Origin of the sequence: Streptomyces sp. (assembly GCF_031181705.1) — a bacterium.
Classification (GTDB): Bacteria; Actinomycetota; Actinomycetes; order Streptomycetales; family Streptomycetaceae; genus Streptomyces.
Genome location: NZ_JAPSKN010000002.1, coordinates 1 through 19537 on the forward strand (window position 1 = coordinate 1; position 19537 = coordinate 19537).

At 73.2% G+C, this 19537-nt stretch carries 14 protein-coding genes and 3 tRNA genes; 8 read left to right on the forward strand and 9 right to left on the reverse strand.

The annotated features are described in order from the left end of the window. Positions 1-48 precede the first annotated feature (48 nt). From RIN80_RS00635 to RIN80_RS00645, 3 genes are all read right to left on the reverse strand, one after another. Positions 49-531 (reverse strand): gamma-glutamylcyclotransferase family protein, encoded by a 483-nt coding sequence (locus RIN80_RS00635; protein WP_309093450.1) that lies wholly within the window; start codon positions 529-531, stop codon positions 49-51. 36 nt (positions 532-567) lie between these two features. Beyond that, positions 568-2748 carry a molybdopterin oxidoreductase family protein gene (locus tag RIN80_RS00640; RefSeq protein WP_309093451.1) on the reverse strand — a complete coding sequence of 727 codons (2181 nt, stop codon included), beginning with the start codon at positions 2746-2748 and terminating at the stop codon, positions 568-570. A gap of 102 nt (positions 2749-2850) precedes the next feature. Then, positions 2851-3537 carry an ElyC/SanA/YdcF family protein gene (locus RIN80_RS00645; protein WP_309093452.1) on the reverse strand — a complete coding sequence of 229 codons (687 nt, stop codon included), beginning with the start codon at positions 3535-3537 and terminating at the stop codon, positions 2851-2853. Between the two features lie 212 nt (positions 3538-3749). Between RIN80_RS00645 and RIN80_RS00650 the strand changes: the two genes are divergently transcribed. From RIN80_RS00650 to RIN80_RS00670, 5 genes are all read left to right on the forward strand, one after another. Beyond that, positions 3750-4520, forward strand: a complete 771-nt coding sequence (locus RIN80_RS00650; protein WP_309093453.1) for a CbiX/SirB N-terminal domain-containing protein — start codon at positions 3750-3752, stop codon at positions 4518-4520. Positions 4521-4635: 115 nt separating this feature from the next. Then, entirely contained in the window at positions 4636-5913 is a 1278-nt protein-coding gene (locus tag RIN80_RS00655) for a deoxyguanosinetriphosphate triphosphohydrolase (RefSeq protein WP_309093454.1), read from the forward strand. Positions 5914-6047: 134 nt separating this feature from the next. Beyond that, positions 6048-7313 carry an FAD-dependent oxidoreductase gene (locus tag RIN80_RS00660; protein WP_309093455.1) on the forward strand — a complete coding sequence of 422 codons (1266 nt, stop codon included), beginning with the start codon at positions 6048-6050 and terminating at the stop codon, positions 7311-7313. Positions 7314-7342: 29 nt separating this feature from the next. Further along, a complete protein-coding gene (dnaG, locus tag RIN80_RS00665; RefSeq protein ID WP_309093456.1) occupies positions 7343-9262 on the forward strand; it encodes a DNA primase in 1920 nt (639 codons plus the stop codon). Between the two features lie 195 nt (positions 9263-9457). Further along, positions 9458-10771, forward strand: a complete 1314-nt coding sequence (locus tag RIN80_RS00670; protein WP_309093457.1) for an RNA polymerase sigma factor — start codon at positions 9458-9460, stop codon at positions 10769-10771. Positions 10772-10873: 102 nt separating this feature from the next. Here the strand turns inward: RIN80_RS00670 and RIN80_RS00675 are convergent, their stop codons facing one another. From RIN80_RS00675 to RIN80_RS00690, 4 genes are all read right to left on the reverse strand, one after another. Next, on the reverse strand, positions 10874-12802 hold the full coding sequence (locus RIN80_RS00675; protein WP_309093458.1) for an ABC transporter ATP-binding protein: 1929 nt from the start codon (positions 12800-12802) through the stop codon (positions 10874-10876). Beyond that, a complete protein-coding gene (locus RIN80_RS00680; protein WP_309093459.1) occupies positions 12802-14535 on the reverse strand; it encodes an ABC transporter ATP-binding protein in 1734 nt (577 codons plus the stop codon). Before RIN80_RS00680 ends, RIN80_RS00675 begins: the two co-directional genes overlap by 1 nt. Positions 14536-14645: 110 nt before the next feature. Next, positions 14646-16091, reverse strand: a complete 1446-nt coding sequence (locus RIN80_RS00685) for an FGGY family carbohydrate kinase (RefSeq protein WP_309093460.1) — start codon at positions 16089-16091, stop codon at positions 14646-14648. Positions 16092-16163: 72 nt separating this feature from the next. Next, positions 16164-16469, reverse strand: coding sequence for a YtxH domain-containing protein (locus RIN80_RS00690; protein WP_309093461.1), 306 nt, complete (start codon positions 16467-16469; stop codon positions 16164-16166). Between the two features lie 158 nt (positions 16470-16627). On the opposite strand from RIN80_RS00690, the gene RIN80_RS00695 reads away from it, so the two are divergent. The 3 genes from RIN80_RS00695 (at position 16628) to RIN80_RS00705 (ending at position 17030) form a co-directional block, all read left to right on the forward strand. Then, a tRNA-Asn gene (locus RIN80_RS00695) sits at positions 16628-16700 on the forward strand. A 5-nt stretch (positions 16701-16705) separates the two neighbouring features. Next, positions 16706-16778 (forward strand) — tRNA-Asn (locus tag RIN80_RS00700). A gap of 178 nt (positions 16779-16956) precedes the next feature. Next, positions 16957-17030: transfer RNA gene (locus RIN80_RS00705), tRNA-Ile, on the forward strand. A 238-nt stretch (positions 17031-17268) separates the two neighbouring features. Here RIN80_RS00705 and RIN80_RS00710 read toward each other — a convergent pair. Then, positions 17269-17403, reverse strand: coding sequence for a hypothetical protein (locus RIN80_RS00710; RefSeq protein ID WP_309093462.1), 135 nt, complete (start codon positions 17401-17403; stop codon positions 17269-17271). A 209-nt stretch (positions 17404-17612) separates the two neighbouring features. After that, positions 17613-19364, reverse strand: a complete 1752-nt coding sequence (gene uppS / locus RIN80_RS00715; protein ID WP_309093463.1) for a polyprenyl diphosphate synthase — start codon at positions 19362-19364, stop codon at positions 17613-17615. Positions 19365-19537 lie beyond the last annotated feature (173 nt).

A 19537-nucleotide genomic window follows, 5' to 3' on the forward strand; every position in this document is an offset into this window, starting at 1 on the left:
GCAACCACCACCGGCCCCCGCCCGGCCCACGATCCGCGCCCCCGGCCCTCACCTTGGGTCGGGCCGCCGCCCCCGCCACTCCCCGCCCTCGACCCGCCGCCCGGCATCCCTCAGCCGCGCGGCCACCCCCTGCCCCGCGACATACACCCAAGCCCGCACACCCGCCCCGTCGGACTCCCGCAAGACCTTCCGCTCCACCCGCACGTACAGGCTGCGCGGATCCCCCGGCACGTACTCCTCCAGCCGGTCCAACTCCGCGAGCAGCGCCCCGTACGCCTCGGGCAGCGCCGTCACCAGCTCCCCGCGCACCACGCCGCCGCCGGGCTCCTCCACCGCGTACGGATAGCCCGGCCCCTCGTACAGCACCGCGTCCGCGAGCACCCCGGGTTCCTCGGAGCGGACGCGGCCGCGCAGGAAGAGGTCGTGGTTGACCTCACCGGGACGCAGGGTGCCGTAGACGAAGAAGGGCAGGGTCGGGGCCACAGGACCGATTCTGCCTCCCCCACACCTCCACAGCCGGGCTGTGGACATGCCAGGTCGCGGCCGCGGTCTGGCGCGCGGCGGGCGTCAGCCGGCCCGCTCCCGCCCGACCGTCTCCAGCCGCACCGCGCACGCCTTGAACTCCGGCATCCGCGAGGTCGGGTCGAGCGCGGGGTTGGTCAGCGTGTTGGCGCGGCCCTCCCCCGGCCAGTGGAACGGCATGAACACCGTGTCGGGCCGGATCGCGGTGGTGATCCTCGCGGGCGCCACGGCCCGGCCCCGCCGGGACACCACGGCCACCGGATCGCCCTCGGCCGCCCCGAGCCGGGCCGCCAGCCGGGGGTGGATCTCCACGAACGGCCCGGGCGCGGCGGCGTTCAGCTCCGCCACGCGCCTGGTCTGCGCCCCGGACTGGTACTGGGCCACGACCCGCCCGGTGGTGAGCAGCACCGGGAACTCGTCGTCGGGCTCCTCGGCGATCGCCCGGTGCGCAACCGGCACGAACCGGGCGCGCCCGTCGGGCGTGGCGAAACGGTCGAGGAAGAGGCGGGGCGTGCCCGGGTGCGCGCCGGGTGTCCGCGCGGTGGGCGTCTCCCGGGCGGGGTCGTCGGGCGGCGGCGCGTCGAGCAGGGCGTCCTCGCCCTCCTCCACCGCCTCCTGCCCGGCCGGACAGGGCCAGAACACCCCGTTCTCCTCCGCCAGCCTGCGGTAGGTGATCCCCGAGTAGTCCGCCGGGCCGCCCGCGCTCGCCCGGCGCAGTTCCTCGAAGACCTCCTCCGGGTCCGTCGGGAAGCCCTTCTCCACACCCAGCCGGGCGGCGAGTTCGTGGAGGACCTCCAGGTCGCTGCGGACCCCGTCCGGCGGGCTGATCGCCCGGCGGCGCAGCAGGACCCTGCCTTCCAGGTTGGTCGTCGTGCCCGTCTCCTCCGCCCACTGCGTGACCGGCAGGACGACGTCCGCGAGCGCGGCCGTCTCCGACAGCACCACGTCACACACCGCCAGGAAGTCCAGCGACCTGATGCGCTCCTCGATGTGCGCGGCACGCGGCGCCGACACCACCGGGTTGGACGCCATCAGCAGCAGCGACCTGATGTCCGTGCCCAGCGCGTCCAGCAGCTCGTACGCGCTGCGCCCCGGCCCGGGCAGGCTGTCCGGGTCGACGCCCCACACCTCGGCGACGTGCGCCCGCGCCGCCGGGTCGTCCAGCTTGCGGTAGCCCGGCAGCTGGTCGGCCTTCTGCCCGTGCTCGCGCCCGCCCTGCCCGTTGCCCTGCCCGGTCAGGCAGCCGTAGCCCGACAGCGGGCGGCCCGCCCGGCCGGTCGCCAGGCACAGGTTGATCCACGCGCCGACGGTGTCGGTGCCCTTGGACTGCTGCTCGGGGCCGCGGGCGGTGAGGACCATCGCCGACTCCGGCTCGCAGAACAGCCGCACGGTCTCGCGGAGTTCGGGAACGGACACCCCCGTGATCCGCTCCACGTACTCCGGCCAGTGCGCCATCGCGGCGGCCCGGGCGTCCTCCCAGCCGGACGTGCGCTCGCCGACGTACTCCTCGTCCACCCGCCCCTCGGCGATCACCAGGTGCAGCAGGCCCAGGGCGAGGGCCAGGTCGGTGCCCGGGCGCGGCGCCAGGTGCAGATCGGCCTGCTCGGCGGTCCTGGTGCGCCGCGGGTCGATGACGATCAGCGTGCCGCCGTTCTCCTTCAGCTCGGTGAAGAACCGCAGCGACGGCGGCATGGTCTCCGCCAGGTTGGAGCCGACGAGGATCACACAGCCCGACTTCGGGATGTCCTCCAGCGGGAACGGCAGCCCGCGGTCCAGCCCGAACGCCTTGATGCCGGCGGCGGCCGCCGACGACATGCAGAAGCGGCCGTTGTAGTCGATCTGCGACGTGCCGAGCACGACCCGCGCGAACTTGCCGAGCGTGTACGCCTTCTCGTTCGTCAGGCCGCCCCCGCCGAACACCCCGACCGCGTCCGGCCCGTGCCCCTCCCGCGTCCGGCGCAGCCCCGCGGCGATCCGGTCCAGCGCCTCGTCCCAGGAGGCGGGCACCAGCGTGCCGCCCTCGTCGCGCACCAGCGGCGAGGTCAGGCGGACGTTCCTGGCGAGCACCGCGGGAGCGGTGCGGCCCTTGCCGCACAGCGCGCCCCGGTTCACCGGGAAGTCCGGGCGCTCACTCACCTCGACGGTCCCGTCCGGTGTGGGCGTCAGGTTCATCCCGCACTGCAGGGCGCAGTACGGGCAGTGCGTGGGCGTGGCGGTGTTCTGCATGCCGTCCAGCGTGCTTCGGCCGTGTTACGCCCGGGACGGCTCCCTGTTACACGGCCGGGACGGGGACCTCCCCGCCGCCGCCCGGCCCCCGTGAGGCACCGGTCACCGGGCCCGGCCCAGCGCCCGCTCCACTCCCGGCTCCCGCGGCCCGAGGAACCGCGGGTCGGGCCGGAACACCGCGTCCAGGGCGGCCTTGCCGGCGGCGAGGATCTCCCGCGCGCCCCCGTAGTACCAGGTCGCGTCGTGCACCGCGTCCACCCCGACCCCGTACGACGCGACCCCCGCGGCCTCGCACAGCGCCACCGCCCGCCGGATGTGGAAGCCCTGGCTGATCAGCACCGCCTCGTCCACCCCGAAGATCTTCTTGGCGCGCACGCAGGAGTCCCAGGTGTCGAATCCCGCGTAGTCGCTGACGATCCGCCCGTCGGGCACCCCGTGCCGGGTCAGGTAACCGCGCATGGCGTCCGGCTCGTCGTAGTCCTCGCGGCTGTTGTCCCCGGTGACCAGCACCACCTCGACCCGGCCCCGCCGGTACAGCTCCGCCGCCGCGTCCAGCCGGTGCGCGAGATACGGCGAGGGCTCCCCGTCCCACAGTCCGGCCCCGAACACCACGGCCACGTCGGTGCGCGGCACCTCGGCCGCCGTCCGCAGCCGGTCGTCCGCGACGGTGTACATCCAGGCCGACGGGGACAGCGCGAGCACACACCCGGCCATCACGGCCTGCACCAGCCGCCGCTGCCCCCGGCGGGTACGCGGCCACCGCGGTCTGCGCGACGCCGTACGACGCATCGAATGCCCCTCCCCGGGTCGGCCCTCGACAGTCAGGGACGCCCCGCCGGACCGCCCGGTTCATACCGCGACACGTGAGCAGCTTCACTCCCTCGATGGAAACCGCAGGTCACGACCGCTCACACACCCCCTGCCCCGGACCGTGAACCGCTGGTAAACACCCGTGACGCCCCCGCAACGGGGAGGCAACGTGACGCCGCGACCATCGACGCATGCCCAGTCAGCTCAGCCTCGTCCCGCCGCCCGCCACGCGCCGCCCGGCCCCGCCCGCCCTCGTCGTCGTGGCCCACGGCAGCCGCGACCCGCGCGCGCTGAGCACCGTCCGCGCCCTCCTCGACCGCGTCCGCGCCCTGCGCCCCGACGTGCCGGTGCACCTGGGCCACATCGAGCTCAACGCGCCGCTGCTCCCCGACACCCTCGCCGCCCTGGCAGACACCGAGGCCGTCCTGGTCCCCCTCCTGCTCAGTCGCGGCTACCACGTCAAGCGGGACATCCCCGAGATGGCGGCGGCCTCCCCGGCCCGCACCCGGGTGGCCGCCCCCCTGGGTCCGCACCCGCTGCTGATCCACGCCCTCCAGGACCGCCTCACGGAGGCCGGCTGGGGCGCCACCGAACGCCGCACCAGCGCGGTCGTCCTCGCCGCCGCGGGCTCCCGCGACCCGGACGCGAAGACGGACACCGCCCGCACGGCCCACCTCCTGGCGGCCCGCCTGGGCGTACCGGTCCTGCCGGCCTACGCCTCGGCGGCGACCCCGACGGTCCCCGCGGCCGTCCGCACCCTCCTCGCCCGCGGCCGCCACCACATCGCCCTGGCGTCCTACTTCACGGCCCCCGGCCGCTTCGCCGCGGAGTGCGCCCAGGCGGCCCCCTGGATCGCCGCGGCCCCCCTCGCCACGCACCCGTCGATGGCCCACCTCGTCCTCCACCGCTACGACGAGGCCCTGCGGACGTCGCCCTCGCTGCCGCTGCCGGCCTCGGCCTGACGCCCCAGGGTCGCGGGGAACCGCGCGACAAGCCACGACGGTCCCGCACCCGCCGGACAACCGCACCCGGCAGACGCTCAGGCACGCCGCACACCCGTACCCGTACTGTCGACCCATGCCAGGCACCACGACGAACCCCACGGCCTACGACCCGACGTCAGCCGAACGCTGGGCCCCCGAACCCGACAAGCGCCCCGGCCGCACTGCCTTCCAGCGCGACCGTGCCCGGGTCCTGCACAGCGCCGCCCTGCGCAGGCTCGCCGGCAAGACCCAGGTGGTCACGCCCGGCACCCTCGGCCCCGCCTGGGACGCCAGCCCCCGCACCCGCCTCACCCACTCCCTGGAGTGCGCCCAGGTCGGCCGCGAGCTGGGCGCCGCCCTCGGCTGCGACCCCGACCTCGTCGAAGCCGCCTGCCTCTCGCACGACCTCGGCCACCCGCCCTTCGGCCACAACGGCGAACAGGCCCTCAACGAGTTCGCGGCCGACTGCGGCGGCTTCGAGGGCAACGCCCAGTCCCTCCGGCTCCTCACCCGCATCGAGCCCAAACGGTTCACCCCCGAGGGTTCCGTCGGCCTCAACCTCACCCGCGCCGCCCTCGACGCCGCCACCAAGTACCCCTGGCCCCGCGGCGCCCACCCCACCGACCCGGCCTCGCCCAAGTTCGGCGTCTACGACGACGACCGCCCCGTCTTCGACTGGGTCCGCAAGGACGCCCCCGGCACCCGCACCTGCTTCGAGGCGCAGGTCATGGACTGGTCCGACGACGTGGCCTACTCGGTGCACGACGTGGAGGACGGCCTGCACGCCGGGCACATCGACCCCAACTGCCTGCACGCCGAACCCGAACGGCAGGACGTCTTCCGGGTCGCCGTCGGCCGCTACGTGCCGCCCGGCACCGACCCCGCCGAACTCGCCGAGGCCCTCGACCGGCTCCTCGCCCAGGAGTGGTGGCCGCACGGCTACGACGGCACCGCCGTGGCCCAGGCCCGTCTGAAGGACGCCACCAGCCAGCTCATCGGCCGCTTCTGCCTGGCCGCCGAGAACGCCACCCGCGCCGCCTGGGGGACCGGCCGGCTCACCCGGTACACCGCCGAACTGGTCGTCCCGCGCGAGGCCCGCATGGAGTGCGCCGTCCTCAAGGCCGTCGCCGACCTCTACGTCATGCAGCGCGCCGAACAGGAACGGCTCCGCGCCGACCAGCGGATCGTCGTCGCCGAACTGGCCGAGGCGCTCACCGCACGCGCGCCCGACGGACTGGACCCGCAGTTCCGCGCGCTGTTCGACCGGGCGCCGGACGACCGCGCCCGCAAGCGGGTGGTCGTCGACCAGATCGCCTCCCTCACCGACACCTCCGCCCGGTCGCTGCACGCCCGTCTGACGGGGCACGCGTGAGACTGACGGGAGACCAGGGACTCCAGCACGCCCGAATGTGACCCTCCGTGGCCTGATCGGGTCACTCCCTCTTCCCGCATCACGCTCCGTGCGGGACGCTCGCAAGTGGCGACACCCTGACGAGGAGGCATCAAGTGGTCGACGCGGATCAGACATTCGTCATCGTCGGAGGCGGCCTGGCCGGCGCCAAGGCGGCCGAGACGCTCCGCGCGGAGGGCTTCACCGGCCGGGTGATACTGATCTGCGACGAACGCGACCACCCCTACGAGCGCCCGCCCCTGTCCAAGGGCTACCTCCTCGGCAAGGAGGAACGCGACAGCGTCTTCGTGCACGAGCCGGCCTGGTACGCGGCGAACGACATCGAGCTGCACCTCGGCCAGACGGTCGACGCGATCGACCGCTCGGCGAAGACGGTGCGCTTCGGCGACGACGGTACCGCCGTCCGCTACGACAAGCTGCTCCTGGCCACCGGCGCCGAGCCCCGCCGCCTCGACATCCCGGGCACGGACCTGGCCGGTGTCCACCACCTGCGCCGCCTCGCCCACGCCGAGCGCCTCAAGCACGTCCTGACCAACCTCGGCCGCGACAACGGCCACCTCGTGATCGCCGGCGCCGGCTGGATCGGCCTGGAGGTCGCGGCGGCGGCCCGCGAGTACGGCGCGGAGGTCACCGTGGTCCACCGCGGGCCCACCCCGCTGCACTCGGTCCTCGGCCCCGAGCTGGGCCAGCTCTTCACCGAGCTGCACCGCGAGCACGGCGTCCGCTTCCACTTCGGCGCCCGGCTCACCGAGATCACCGGCCAGGACGGCATGGTCCTCGCGGCCCGCACCGACGACGGCGAGGAGCACCCGGCGCACGACGTGCTGGCCGCGATCGGCGCGGCCCCCCGCACCCACCTCGCCGAGGCCGCCGGCCTGGAGATCGCCGACCCGGCGCACGGCGGCGGCATCGTCGTCGACGAGCGGCTGCGCACCTCCGACCCGGACATCCACGCGGCCGGCGACGTCGTCTCCTTCCCACACCCCCTGTTCGACACCCGGCTGCGGGTCGAGCACTGGGCCAACGCCCTCAACGGCGGCCCGGCGGCGGCGCGCGCCATGCTGGGCCAGGACGTGACGTACGACCGGGTGCCCTACTTCTTCTCCGACCAGTACGACCTGGGCATGGAGTACTCGGGCTGGGCACCGCCGGGCAGCTACGACCAGGTGGTCATCCGGGGCGACGCGGGCAAGCGCGAGTTCATCGCCTTCTGGGTGAAGGAGGGCCGGGTGCTGGCCGGGATGAACGTGAACGTGTGGAACGTCACGGACAAGATCCAGCGCCTGATCCGCGGCAAGGCCCGGGTGGACACGGAGAACCTCGCGGACCCGCACATTCCGCTCGAAAACCTCGCACCGTGAGTGTCGGTCCGCCCCCGTAGACTTCACGCGTGGCAGGACGGATCAACGACGAGGACGTGAAGGCGGTACGGGACGCGGTCCCGATCGACGCCGTGGTGTCCGAGTACCTCCAGCTGCGAAGCGCGGGCGGTGGCAACCTCAAGGGCCTGTGCCCGTTCCACGACGAGAAGTCGCCCTCCTTCCAGGTCAGCCCCGCCAAGGGCCTGTTCCACTGCTTCGGCTGCCAGGAGGGCGGCGACACCATCACGTTCGTGATGAAGATCGACCACCTCACCTTCTCGGAGGCGGTGGAGCGCCTGGCCGGGCAGGCGGGCATCACCCTGCGCTACGAGGAGGGCGGGTACAACCCCTCCCACCAGCGCGGCGAGCGGATCCGCCTGGTCGAGGCCCACAAGATCGCCGCCGAGTGGTACGCGGAACAGCTCGCGACGAGCCCGGAGGCCGACACCGGCCGTCAGTTCCTCGCCGAGCGCGGCTTCGACCAAGCCGCCGCCGAGCACTTCTCCGTCGGCTACAGCCCCCAGGGCTGGGACCACCTCACGCGCTACCTGCGCGGCAAGGGCTTCACCGACAAGGAGCTATTGCTCTCCGGGCTCTCCCAGGAGGGCCGCCGCGGCCCCATCGACCGCTTCCGCGGCCGCCTGATGTGGCCCATCCGCGACATCGGCGGCGACGTGGTCGGCTTCGGCGCCCGCAAGCTCTACGAGGCGGACAACGGCCCCAAGTACCTCAACACGCCCGACACGGCGATCTACAGGAAGTCCCAGGTGCTCTACGGCATCGACCTCGCGAAGAAGGACATCGCCAAGGCGTCCCGCGCGGTCGTCGTCGAGGGCTACACGGACGTCATGGCCTGCCACCTCGCCGGGGTCACCACCGCCATCGCCACCTGCGGCACCGCCTTCGGCACCGACCACATCAAGATCCTGCGCCGCCTCCTGATGGACAACGGCTCGGCCCGCGTCATCTTCACCTTCGACGGCGACGCCGCCGGCCAGAAGGCCGCCCTGCGCGCCTTCGAGGACGACCAGAAGTTCGCCGCCGAGACGTACATCGCCATCGCCCCCGACGGCATGGACCCCTGCGACCTGCGCCTCGCCAAGGGCGACGAGGCCGTCGCCGACCTGGTGGAACCCCGCACCCCGCTCTTCGAGTTCGCCCTGCGCCAGATCGTCGGCCGCTACGACCTCGACACCCCGGCCGGCCGCGCCGCCGCCCTGGACGAGGCCGCCCCGATCGTCGCCCGCATCAAGAACAGCGGCGCCCAGCACGAGGTCGCCGTGCAGCTCGCCGGCATGCTCGGCATCCTCGACACCCAGTTCGTGGTCAAGCGCGTGGCCCAGCTCGCCCGCTGGGCCCGCGACCGCGGCGGCAAGGGCCCCGCCCCCGACCGGCGCGCCCCCCAGCAGCAGTACACCGCCGCCCAGCCGCCCGCCGCCCCCCGCGGCCCGGCCCTCAACCTCCGCAACCCCGTCTACGCCACCGAACGCGAGCTGCTCAAACTCGCCCTGCAGCGCCCCGAGCTGGTCTCCCCGGCCTTCGACGCGTACGGCATCGACGAGTTCACCGCCCCGCCCTACGCCGCCGTACGCCAGGCCATCCTGGACGCCGGCGGCGCCGCGCTGGGCGTCGCGGACCCCCAGGACTACCTGGTCCGGGTCCGCGAGGCCGCCCCCGACGACGCGGTCCGCGCGATGGTCACGGAACTGGCCGTCGAGGCGATCATGCTGCACAAGGGCGTGAAGGGCGTCGACGAGAACTACGCGGGCGCCCAGCTGGTCACGGTCCGCCGCCGGGCCGTGGAGCGCCGCATCCGTGACATCACCGGGCAGCTCACCCGCCTGGGCACCCACGGCGACCCGGCCCAGCTGGCCGCCGTCCAGAACGAGCTGTGGGTGCTCCAGCAGTACGACCAGGCCCTGCGCGAGCACGGCGCCGCCGCGCTCTGACGTCGCTCAGTCCTCCTCGAAGACCGGTGCCACCGCCCGCACCAGCCGCTCGGCGAACGCCCGCTCGTCGGGACCGGAGGCGGGTGAGGCATCCGGGTTTCTGACCCGGGGCGAGCGCGCGGTCACGGACCGGAAGCAAAAAGTCACCGCACGCCCCTCGTGGCGACGATGTGTCTTCCCCCACACTGGGTTCCGGTGCCTGAGTCCTCGGAGCGCGGCCGGTCCGTCACCGACGGGTCCCAGATCCCCGCGGTTCCGCTCATCGCGTACGGGACGGAAAGCGGCAAGGCCGTCGACTCCGCCCCCGAAGTACCGCTGCCGCACCCCCTGGCAGCGATCATCCTGGAGGTCGCCCCCGTGCAGACCCGGACCCTCACCCAGACCGACGTCCGCGGTGCCCTCGGTGCCGTCGGCGCGGCGGCGGAAGCGGAGACCGACGCCCGGTCCGCGGTCCCGGCGCAGAGCCGCGTCGCGCACCACCCGGAGGCGGAGCCGGAGTCGGAGGCGGAGCCGGAGGAGCCGCCCGCCGAGGTCATCGCGACGGCCGAGGCCCCCGAGGCCGTGGAACCGCCCCCGGCCCGCGCCGACACCGGCGCCGGCGCCTCCTCGGACCTGTTCCGCCAGTACCTGCGGGAGATCGGCCGCATCCCCCTGCTGACCGCGGCCGAGGAGGTCGAACTCGCCCGCCGCGTCGAGGCCGGGCTTTTCGCCGAGGAGAAACTGGGCAACACCCCGGACCTGGACAGTCAGTTGGCACTGGATCTGGACCGGCTCGTCGTCATGGGCCGGATGGCCAAGCGCCGCCTCATCGAGGCGAACCTGCGCCTCGTCGTCTCCGTCGCCAAGCGCTACGTCGGCCGCGGCCTGACCATGCTCGACCTCGTCCAGGAGGGCAACCTCGGACTCATCCGCGCCGTCGAGAAGTTCGACTACGCCCGCGGCTACAAGTTCTCCACGTACGCGACCTGGTGGATCCGCCAGGCCATGTCCCGCGCCCTGGCCGACCAGGCGCGCACGATACGGGTCCCGGTGCACGTCGTGGAGCTCATCAACCGGGTCGTCCGGGTCCAGCGCCGCATGCTCCAGGAGCGCGGCTACGAGCCGACGGCCGAGGAGGTCGCGGCCCACCTGGACCTGCCGCCCGAGCGGGTCGGCGAGGTGCTGCGCCTCGCCCAGGAGCCGGTGTCGCTGCACGCGCCCGTGGGCGAGGAGGACGACGTCGCCCTCGGTGACCTCATCGAGGACGGCGACGCGACCAGTCCCGTCGAATCCGCCGCGTTCCTCCTGCTCAAGGAGCATCTGGAGGCGGTGCTGTCGACCCTGGGGGAGCGGGAGCGCAAGGTCGTCCAGCTCCGCTACGGCCTCGCCGACGGCCGCCCCCGCACCCTGGAGGAGATCGGCCGCATCTTCGGCGTGACCCGGGAGCGGATACGGCAGATCGAGTCCAAGACCCTGAACAAACTGCGGGACCACGCTTTCGCGGACCAGCTCAGGGGCTATCTGGACTGATGCCGTCCGCGGGCCGGCGCCCCTCGGGGGGCGGGGAACCGCGCGATCCGCCCCCACCGGCCCGCGGCCGCCCCGCGACCCCCTCGCCCCCCGCACCGCGACTCAGTCCACCTCGGCCACCGCCTGCGCGAACTGCGCCTCGTACAGCCGTGCATAAGCCCCGCCGGCCGCCAGCAGCTCGCCGTGCGCGCCCTGTTCGACGATGGCCCCGTTCTCCATGACCAGGATCGTGTCCGCGTCCCGGATCGTGGAGAGCCGGTGCGCGATGACGAACGAGGTCCGCCCGTGCGCGAGTTTGGCCATCGCCTTCTGGATGAGCACCTCGGTGCGCGTGTCGACCGAGCTCGTCGCCTCGTCCAGCACGAGGATCACCGGGTCGGACAGGAACGCCCGGGCGATGGTGACGAGCTGCTTCTCACCGGCGCTGACGCCCGTGCCCTCGTCGTCGATCACGGTGTCGTACCCGTCCGGCAGCGTCCGGATGAACCGGTCCGCGTGCGCGGCCCGGGCCGCCTCCTCGATCTCCCCGCGGGTCACCTTCCGGGACGCCCCGTAGGCGATGTTCTCCGCGATCGTGCCGCCGAACAGCCAGGTGTCCTGCAGCACCATGCCGATGCCGGCCCGCAGTTCGTCCCGGGACATCCGGGCGATGTCGACTCCGTCGAGGGTGATGCGCCCGCCGGTGACGTCGTAGAACCGCATGAGCAGGTTGACCAGGGTCGTCTTGCCCGCGCCGGTCGGGCCGACGATGGCCACCGTCTGCCCCGGCTCGACCTTCAGCGACAGGTCCTCGATGAGCGGCTTGTCGGGGTCGTAGCGGAACGACACGTGCTCCAGCGCCACCTGCCCGCGCAACCGCTCGGGCCGTACGCCCGGCACCGGGTCGGCGCCCTGCTCCTCGGCGTCGAGCAGTTCGAAGACCCGCTCCGCCGAGGCCACACCCGACTGCACCAGGTTCGCCATGGACGCGACCTGCGTCAGCGGCATGGAGAACTGCCGCGAGTACTGGATGAACGCCTGCACGTCGCCGATGGACAGCGAGCCGGAGGCGACCCGCAGCCCGCCGACCACCGCGACGAGCACGTAGTTGAGGTTCGACACGAACATCATCAGCGGCTGCATGACCCCGCTGTTGAACTGCGCCCGGAACCCCGCCTCGTACAGCGCGTCGTTCTGCTCGGCGAACGCCTCGGCCGACTCCTCCTGGCGCCCGAACACCTTCACCAGGGTGTGCCCGGTGTACATCTCCTCGATGTGGGCGTTGAGCGTGCCCGTGGAGCGCCACTGCTGCACGAAGTGCGGCTGCGAGCGCTTGCCCACGCGCGTGGCCACCACGAACGACAGCGGCACCGTCACCAGCGCCACCAGCGCCAGGATCCAGGAGACGTAGAACATCATCGCGAGCACGCCGATGATCGTCAGCACCGAGTTGATGAGCTGCCCCATCGACTGCTGCAGCGTCTGCCCGATGTTGTCGATGTCGTTCGTCGCCCGCGAGAGCACCTCACCGCGCTGGCGCTTGTCGAAGTACGACAGCGGCAGCCGCGACAGCTTGGTCTGCACGTCCTCGCGCAGCCGGAACATCGTCCGGTTCACGGCCCGGTTCACCAGCCGTGTCGCCACCGCCATCAGCAGCCCGGCCACCGTGAACACGCCCAGCGCGAGCAGCAGCACATGCCCGACGGCCGTGAAGTCGATGCCCTCGCCCGGGGTGAAGTCGGTGCTGCGCAGCATGTCGGCGACGTCACCGTCCCCGCGCTGCCGCATCTGCTCCAGGACCTGCTCCTTGCTCGCCCCCGCGGGCATGTCCCGCCCGACGATGCCCGCGAAGACCAGGTCGGTGGCCTTGCCGAGGATCTTCGGCCCGACGACGTTGAGGCCGACGCTGAGCACCACGCACAGCAGCAGCACCCAGATGGTCCCGCGCTCGGGCCGGAACCGGACGACGAGCCGTTTGCCCGATCCCTTGAAGTCCAGCGAGCGCTGGTCGGGGCCGCCCCCGGCCATCATCCGCCCCATGGGCCCCGCCATCAGGCCGCCTCCGCTTCCGTGAGCTGGGAGAGCACGATCTCCCGGTAGGTCTCGTTGTCCGCCATCAGCTCGTGGTGCCGCCCGGTGCCGACGACCCGGCCCGCGTCGAGGACGACGATCCGGTCGGCGTCCCGGATGGTCGCCACCCGCTGGGCGACGATCACCACGGTCGCCTCGGCGGTCTCCTGCGCCAGGGCGGCCCGCAGCGCGGCGTCCGTGGCGTAGTCGAGCGCGGAGAAGGAGTCGTCGAAGAGGTAGATCTCCGGGCGCTGCACCAGCGTCCGGGCGATCGCGAGCCGCTGCCGCTGACCGCCGGAGACGTTGGTCCCGCCCTGCGCGATCGGGGAGTCGAGCCCGCCCTCCAGCCGCTCCACGAACTCCCTGGCCTGCGCCACCTCCAGCGCGTGCCACAGTTCCTCGTCGGTGGCGTCGGGATTGCCGTAGCGCAGGTTGGTCGCCACCGTGCCCGCGAACAGGTACGGCCGCTGCGGCACCAGCCCGACGGTCCGGGCCAGCAACCGCGGGTCGATCTCCGCCACGTCGACCCCGTCGACGAGCACCTGCCCCTCGGTCGCGTCGAACAGCCGCGGCACCAGCCCCAGCAGGGTCGACTTGCCGCTGCCGGTGGAGCCGATGACGGCGGTCGTCTCGCCCGGCCGGGCCACCAGGTCCACGGCCCGCAGCACCGGCTCCTCGGCACCCGGATAGCGGAAGCCCGCCCCGCGCAGCTCCAGATGCCCGTGCCGGCGCAGCTCGCGCACCGGCGCCGTCGGCGGCACCACGCTGGAGGAGGTCTCCAGCACCTCCTGGATGCGTTCGGCGCACACCTCCGCGCGCGGCACCATCATGAACATGAAGGTGGCCATCATCACCGACATCACGATCTGCATCAGGTAGGCGAGGAACGCGGTCAGGTCACCGATCTGCATCCCGCCGCTGTCGATGCGGTGCGCGCCGAACCACACCACGGCGATCGACGACAGGTTCACCACCGTCATCACGATCGGGAACATCAGCGCGAGCAGGTTGCCGGTGCCCAGCGCGACGTCGGTGAGATCGCTGTTGGCCTTGCGGAAGCGCTGCTGCTCGTACTCGTCGCGGACGAAGGCCCGGATCACGCGGTTGCCGGTGATCTGCTCGCGCAGCACCCGGTTCACCGTGTCCAGGCGCTCCTGCATCGACCGGAACAGCGGCCGCAGCCGCCGCACGATCAGCGTCACGCAGATGCCCAGCACCGGCACGACCGCCACCAGCACGCCCGACAGCGGAACGTCCAGGCCCAGCGCCAGCACGATGCCGCCGACGCACATGATGGGCGCCGACACCATCAGCGTGAACGTCATCAGCGCCAGCATCTGCACCTGCTGGACGTCGTTGGTCGTCCGCGTGATCAGCGATGGCGCCCCGAAGTGACCCACCTCACGCGCGGAGAACGACTGCACCCGGTCGAACACGGCCGCCCGCACGTCCCGTCCGAGCGCCGACGCCGTACGGGCGCCGTAGTAGACGGCGCCGATGTTGCACACGACCTGGATCAGGGAGATGCCGATCATCAGGGCGCCGTAGCCCATGATGTAGCCGGTGTCACCGTTGACGACGCCCTGGTCGATGATGTCGGCGTTGAGTGTGGGCAGGTAGAGCGTGGCGCAGGTCTGCAGGAACTGCAGCAGCACCAGCAGGATGATGGGTCTCTTGTAGGGCCTGAGGTAGGTCCGCAGAAGTCGTATGAGCACGCTGCTTCTCTCGGGGTGGTAGACGGGGCGGTTGGTTGCCCCTGGCCCCTATCGTCGAACACTCCACCCGCGTTACCTCAACCGAATTAACCCAACAGGCGGTCAAGCCGTCAGAAGGCCCCGGGGTGCGTCTGCTCCCGCACCGACACGTACTGCTGCCGCACCGCCTGCCCCACGGCCAGCTCCTCCCCGGGCTCCAGCACCTGCGCGACCGCGCCCTGCCACAGCGGCGGCATGCGGGTGTCGAGGGTGCCCTGCGACACCCCGAGCGCCCAGGCCGCCTGCCGGGCGGCGCCGATCGCCGCGTAGTCCGCGGGCTGCGGCACGACGACCTGCGTCCCGAACAGCATGGGTGCCGCGGCCTGCACGGCGGGCAGTTCGGCGGCCGGTCCGAGCAGGAAGACCCGCCGCACCTCCACGCCCCGGCCGCGCAGCACGTCCAGCGCGTCAGCGAGCCCGCACAACATGCCCTCGAACGCGGCCCGCGCCAGGTGCTCCGCCTTCATCGACTCCCGCCTCAGCCCCGCCAGGGTCCCGGCGACGTGGGGCAGGTTCGGCGTCCGCTCGCCCTCCAGATAAGGCAGCAGCACCAGCCCGTGCGCCCCCGGCGTCGACTTCATCGCCAGGTCGGACAGGCTCTCCAGATCGGGCAGCCCCAGCAGTTCCGCGGTCCCGCGCAGGGTCCGCACGGCGTTCAGTGTGGTGACGACGGGCAGGTGCATGCCGGTCGCGTCGGCGAGCGCGGTGATCATCCCCGAGCCGTCGACCAGCGCCTCGGGGTGCACGGCCATCACGGACCCGGACGCCCCGAGCGAGACGACCGCGTCCCCGAGGCCGATGCCCAGACCGAACGCCGCCGCCATGGTCTCGCCCGTGCCCACGGAGATCAGCAGCCCCTCCGGCGTGGTCCCGGCCGCGTCCGCCGGGCCGATCACCTCCGGCAGCATCGCCTGGTGCCCGAGCGCCAGCTCGACCAGGTCGGTGCGGTAGGTGCCGGTGGCGGCCGACCAGTACCCGGTGCCGGACGCCCCGCCGCGGTCGGTCGTTCTCCTGACGGGCCGGCCCAGCAGCTGCCAGACCAGCCAGTCGTGCGCCTGCAACAGGATCGCGGTGCGCTGCGCGTTCTCCGGTTCGGTGCGCGCCAGCCAGCGCAGCTTCGTCACCGGCTGGGCGGCCTGCGGGACACAGCCCACGGCCTGCGCCCACGCCTCGCGCCCCCCGAGCGCGTCGACCAGATCGGCCGCTGCGACCTGGGTGCGCTTGTCGCCGCCGACCATCGCCGGGCGCACGGTGTTGCCCTGCGCGTCCAGCGGCACGACCGCGTTCTGCTGCGCCGAGACGCCGATCGCCTGCACGCCCTCCAGCAGCCCGCCGCCCGCGGCCTCGCCCAGGGACAGCAGCCAGGCCTGCGGGTCGACGTCGGACGGCCGGCCGCCGTCGGGGCTCTCCACCGGATGCGGCGCATACCCCTGCCTGAGCACGGCTCCGGTGTCCCCGTCACAGACGACGATGCGAGTGAAATCGGGTGAACTGTCCAACCCGGCGACTATCCCCATGGCCAAAATTCTGCCGCACGCTCCGCTCGGCTCGAGCCGTGGGCGCCGCCCGGGCCAGTGCCGGGTCTCGGATCAGGTGTTGCTCGTGCCCCAGTCGTCCTGGCCCCCGTTGTGGGTGGCGCGCTCCTTGAGCTGGCGGACGCGGTCGGCGACCGAGTCCGGGACGCGGTCGCCGACCTTGTCGCTGACCACGTGGTAGGCCTTGCCCGCGAACTCGCGCCCCTGCTGGGCCGCCGACTCCGCGGTGTTGCGGACGGCCGGGTTCTGCGCGAACTGCCGGGCCGACTTCTTCAGCTGTTCGTAGCGCTCGCGTCCGGCCCTCGTGCCCAGCACGTAACCCAGGACGACTCCGGCGACGAACGTGAGCCGGTAACGCATGGCTGCCACCCTTCTCTTGCGTGAGTCTCCGGTGCGGCGTCGGCGCCGGGGAGTACCGATTGGCGGAGCACCCCCCTGCTTGCGCTAATGTATGTGTCGCAGCGAGCGCGCGCCCCCTGGCGAATACCCAGGTAGGTACGTTCGATGCAACGAGACCTTCCTCGGTAGCTCAATTGGCAGAGCAGCCGGCTGTTAACCGGCAGGTTACTGGTTCGAGTCCAGTCCGGGGAGCTCGGTCCTCCGTAGCTCAATTGGCAGAGCAGCCGGCTGTTAACCGGCAGGTTACTGGTTCGAGTCCAGTCGGGGGAGCACGGTGAACGAGGGCCCCTCAGGGGTCCTTTTTCATGTCCGGTGGAACCGTCCGGCCCGGGGCGGAGTCATCAAGGTCACGAACGCCGTGGCCGAGCCGACCATCCGAAGCAGGAGATCGTATGAGCGGCTATGCTGCGGCAGACGGCGCGCACACATGTACGCGACACGCCGCTATGGGGCGGTAGCTCAGCCGGTTAGAGCAGCGGACTCATAATCCGTCGGCCGTGGGTTCGAGTCCCACCCGCCCCACTGCGCGTTTCCCGCGCAGGTCCGTTTCCAGCCGTGGGGCGCAGGAGTGGCGGTGCCCTCGACTCACGTCGAGGGTGAGCGTGCCGGTGGGGACCGTGAGCCGCAGCACGCCGCGGGCGACCAGGACGACCGGCCGGCCGCTTCCGTGCAGCCGGCCCCCGATCGAACCGCCGACCGCTCCCGACCGACGATGATGCAGCGCATGTGGCTCCCGGCTCCCCGCTGGTTCGATCCGCTGTCAGTCCAGGGGCGCGTGGCCGCCGTCGCCGTGGCGTCCGGTACGCCGCACCCCCGCGGCGTACCACCGGGCGAGGTCCCGCGTCCGGCGCTCGACCTCCTGGTCGTCGGCCCCGGTCAGTATGTAACCCGCCACGTGCACAACGTACTTCAGCGCGTGGCGTCATCCCGATCCCCGGCAAGTCGGCCGGGACAGCCGGGGAATCCCTCGACGCGTGGGAGGCGAACCACCGCGCCCGCGTCGACGAGGCGCTGAGCGAGGGCGGCTTCACCTGCTGACCCTGCGGGCCGGGCCGGCGGGGCGGGACGGTGTGACACCGTCTGCCCCGCCGGTGGGCGAGGCGCCTACAGGGACAGCGGGTTCGGGCTCTCGGCGCCCAGGCGGCGCTGGCGGTGGGTGTAGGCCGTGACGGCCTGCCACAGGTGACGGCGGTCGGTGTCGGGCCACAGCCCGGGCGTGAAGTGCAGCTCCGCGTAGGCCGAGTGCCAGGGCAGGAAGTTGGACGTGCGCTGCTCGTTGCCGGTGCGCCAGAGCAGGTCCACGTCGGGCATGTCCGGGTGGGGCAGATGGCGGGCGAAGTCCTCGTCCGTGATCCGGTCGGGGTCCAGCTGCCCCGCCCGCGCCCGGCGGGCCAGCGCGGCCGCGGTACGGGTGATCTCGTCCCGGCCGCCGTAGTCGACGCACATCGTCAGCGTCAGCCCGGTCCGGCCGCGCGTGGTGCGCTCGCGCAGGTGCAGCAGATCGGCCAGGTCGGGGGGCAGCCGCCCGGCGCGGCCGTGCCAGCGCATGTGGACGTCGAGGTCCTGGAAGGGGTTCTCGGCCACCTCGTCGCGCAGCAGGCCCAGGATCGCGTCGACCTCCTCCGGGTCGCGGCTCCAGTTCTCGGTGGAGAACGTGTACAGCGTCAGGTGCCGCAGGCCCAGTTCCAAGGCGCCGTGCACCACCTCGCGCACCGCCCGGGCCCCGGCCCGGTGCCCCTCGTACCGGGGCAGGCCGCGCTGCGTCGCCCAGCGGCCGTTGCCGTCCATGATCACGGCGACGTGCGTGGGGAGGTGGGCGGCCGGGATGGCGGGGGGACGCTCACCGCTCGGGTGCGGGGGCGGGCGGCGGAAGGCCGCGGCGGCGGCCGGCCGGACGGGCGCGGGGACCGGCTGCGGGTCGCCCGGCGACCGGGACGGCGGCAGCGTGAGGGGGGTCAGGGACCAGGCCAGGGCCGCGCGGGCGCGGGCCGGGGCGAGGATGCGGGCCCGGGTGCGCAGTGCGGGGCGGGGCCGGGTGCGCAGCAGGGCCGCGCCGGCCGCGTCGACGGCGTCGAGCTGCGCGTGCAGCAGGGCGGCCATCGTGTGCAGGACCGTCGCGGGGCCGGGATGCATGCCGCGGGTGAGGGTCTCCTGGCCGACCCACCGGCGGGCCAGGCCCGTCAGGTCGGTGACCAGGGCCGACACGGCCGGGCTCCAGCGCAGCCGGGCCAGGTCCTCCGCCGAGCCCGGGTGCCGGTCGAGGGCCTCCTCGGGCAGCAGGAGGTCGCCCTGGGCCAGGTCGGCGGACAGGTCGGTGAGGATGTCCGTCAGCCGGACGCCGTCGAGGAACTCCTCGTAGGACTCCCGGGTGTCCAGGCGCAGGGCCACGGGGACGCCAGCGCGGTCGAGGACCGCGCGGACCTGGGCGAACCAGGGCAGCAGGTTCTCCCGGCCCCAGGCACGCCACTCGGCCCAGTCGGCGAAGCGCCGGCCGTCGGTGTCGTCCCGGACCTGGGTCATGGCGGCCTGCAGTTCGGACAGGTCCAGGCGCCAGCGCCCGGCGGTGTCGACCAGGGCGTGGCGGATCGGGTCCGGGCTGGTGCCGGTGGGCAGTTCGCGGTGCAGGGCGGCGATCCACGCCTCCACGCGGGCGGCCCGTTCGGCGGCCGGGGCGGTGCGGTCGTCGCCGAGGTCGTCCAGGGCGTTGGCCGCGGCCCACAGGGCGTGCAGCGCCGGGCGCAGAGGGGCGGGGACCAGCTGGATGAGGGCGTACTCCGCCGGGTCCTGGATCCTCGTCCGGCGTCGGCACAGTCGGTAGGCGGCCCGCAGGGCCGGGTCGGCAGGCGCATCGCTCACACCGAGGACATTACGTCCCGCCCGCACGGTGGTCCGAGCACCCGGGGCGGGGCCGCGCCGGACGGTGTCCGCCGCGGGGACCACGGCCCGGTCCCAGAGGCGGCTCACGCGCTCACCACCGCGGCCGGAGCGGCGGTGGTGCACGGGGTGGGAGGCGCCGGCGGGCGGACGGG

What these genes read in the sequence shown, in the direction of transcription:
- RIN80_RS00640 (WP_309093451.1), bottom strand. Translation starts at nt 2,748, where the DNA reads ATGCAGAACACCGCCACGCCCACGCACTGCCCGTACTGCGCCCTGCAG.
- RIN80_RS00645 (WP_309093452.1), bottom strand. Translation starts at nt 3,537, where the DNA reads ATGCGTCGTACGGCGTCGCGCAGACCGCGGTGGCCGCGTACCCGCCGG.
- RIN80_RS00635 (WP_309093450.1), bottom strand. Translation starts at nt 531, where the DNA reads ATGTCCACAGCCCGGCTGTGGAGGTGTGGGGGAGGCAGAATCGGTCCT.
- RIN80_RS00675 (WP_309093458.1), bottom strand. Translation starts at nt 12,802, where the DNA reads ATGGCGGGGCCCATGGGGCGGATGATGGCCGGGGGCGGCCCCGACCAG.
- RIN80_RS00655 (WP_309093454.1), top strand. Translation starts at nt 4,636, where the DNA reads ATGCCAGGCACCACGACGAACCCCACGGCCTACGACCCGACGTCAGCC.
- RIN80_RS00690 (WP_309093461.1), bottom strand. Translation starts at nt 16,469, where the DNA reads ATGCGTTACCGGCTCACGTTCGTCGCCGGAGTCGTCCTGGGTTACGTG.
- RIN80_RS00685 (WP_309093460.1), bottom strand. Translation starts at nt 16,091, where the DNA reads ATGGGGATAGTCGCCGGGTTGGACAGTTCACCCGATTTCACTCGCATC.
- RIN80_RS00650 (WP_309093453.1), top strand. Translation starts at nt 3,750, where the DNA reads ATGCCCAGTCAGCTCAGCCTCGTCCCGCCGCCCGCCACGCGCCGCCCG.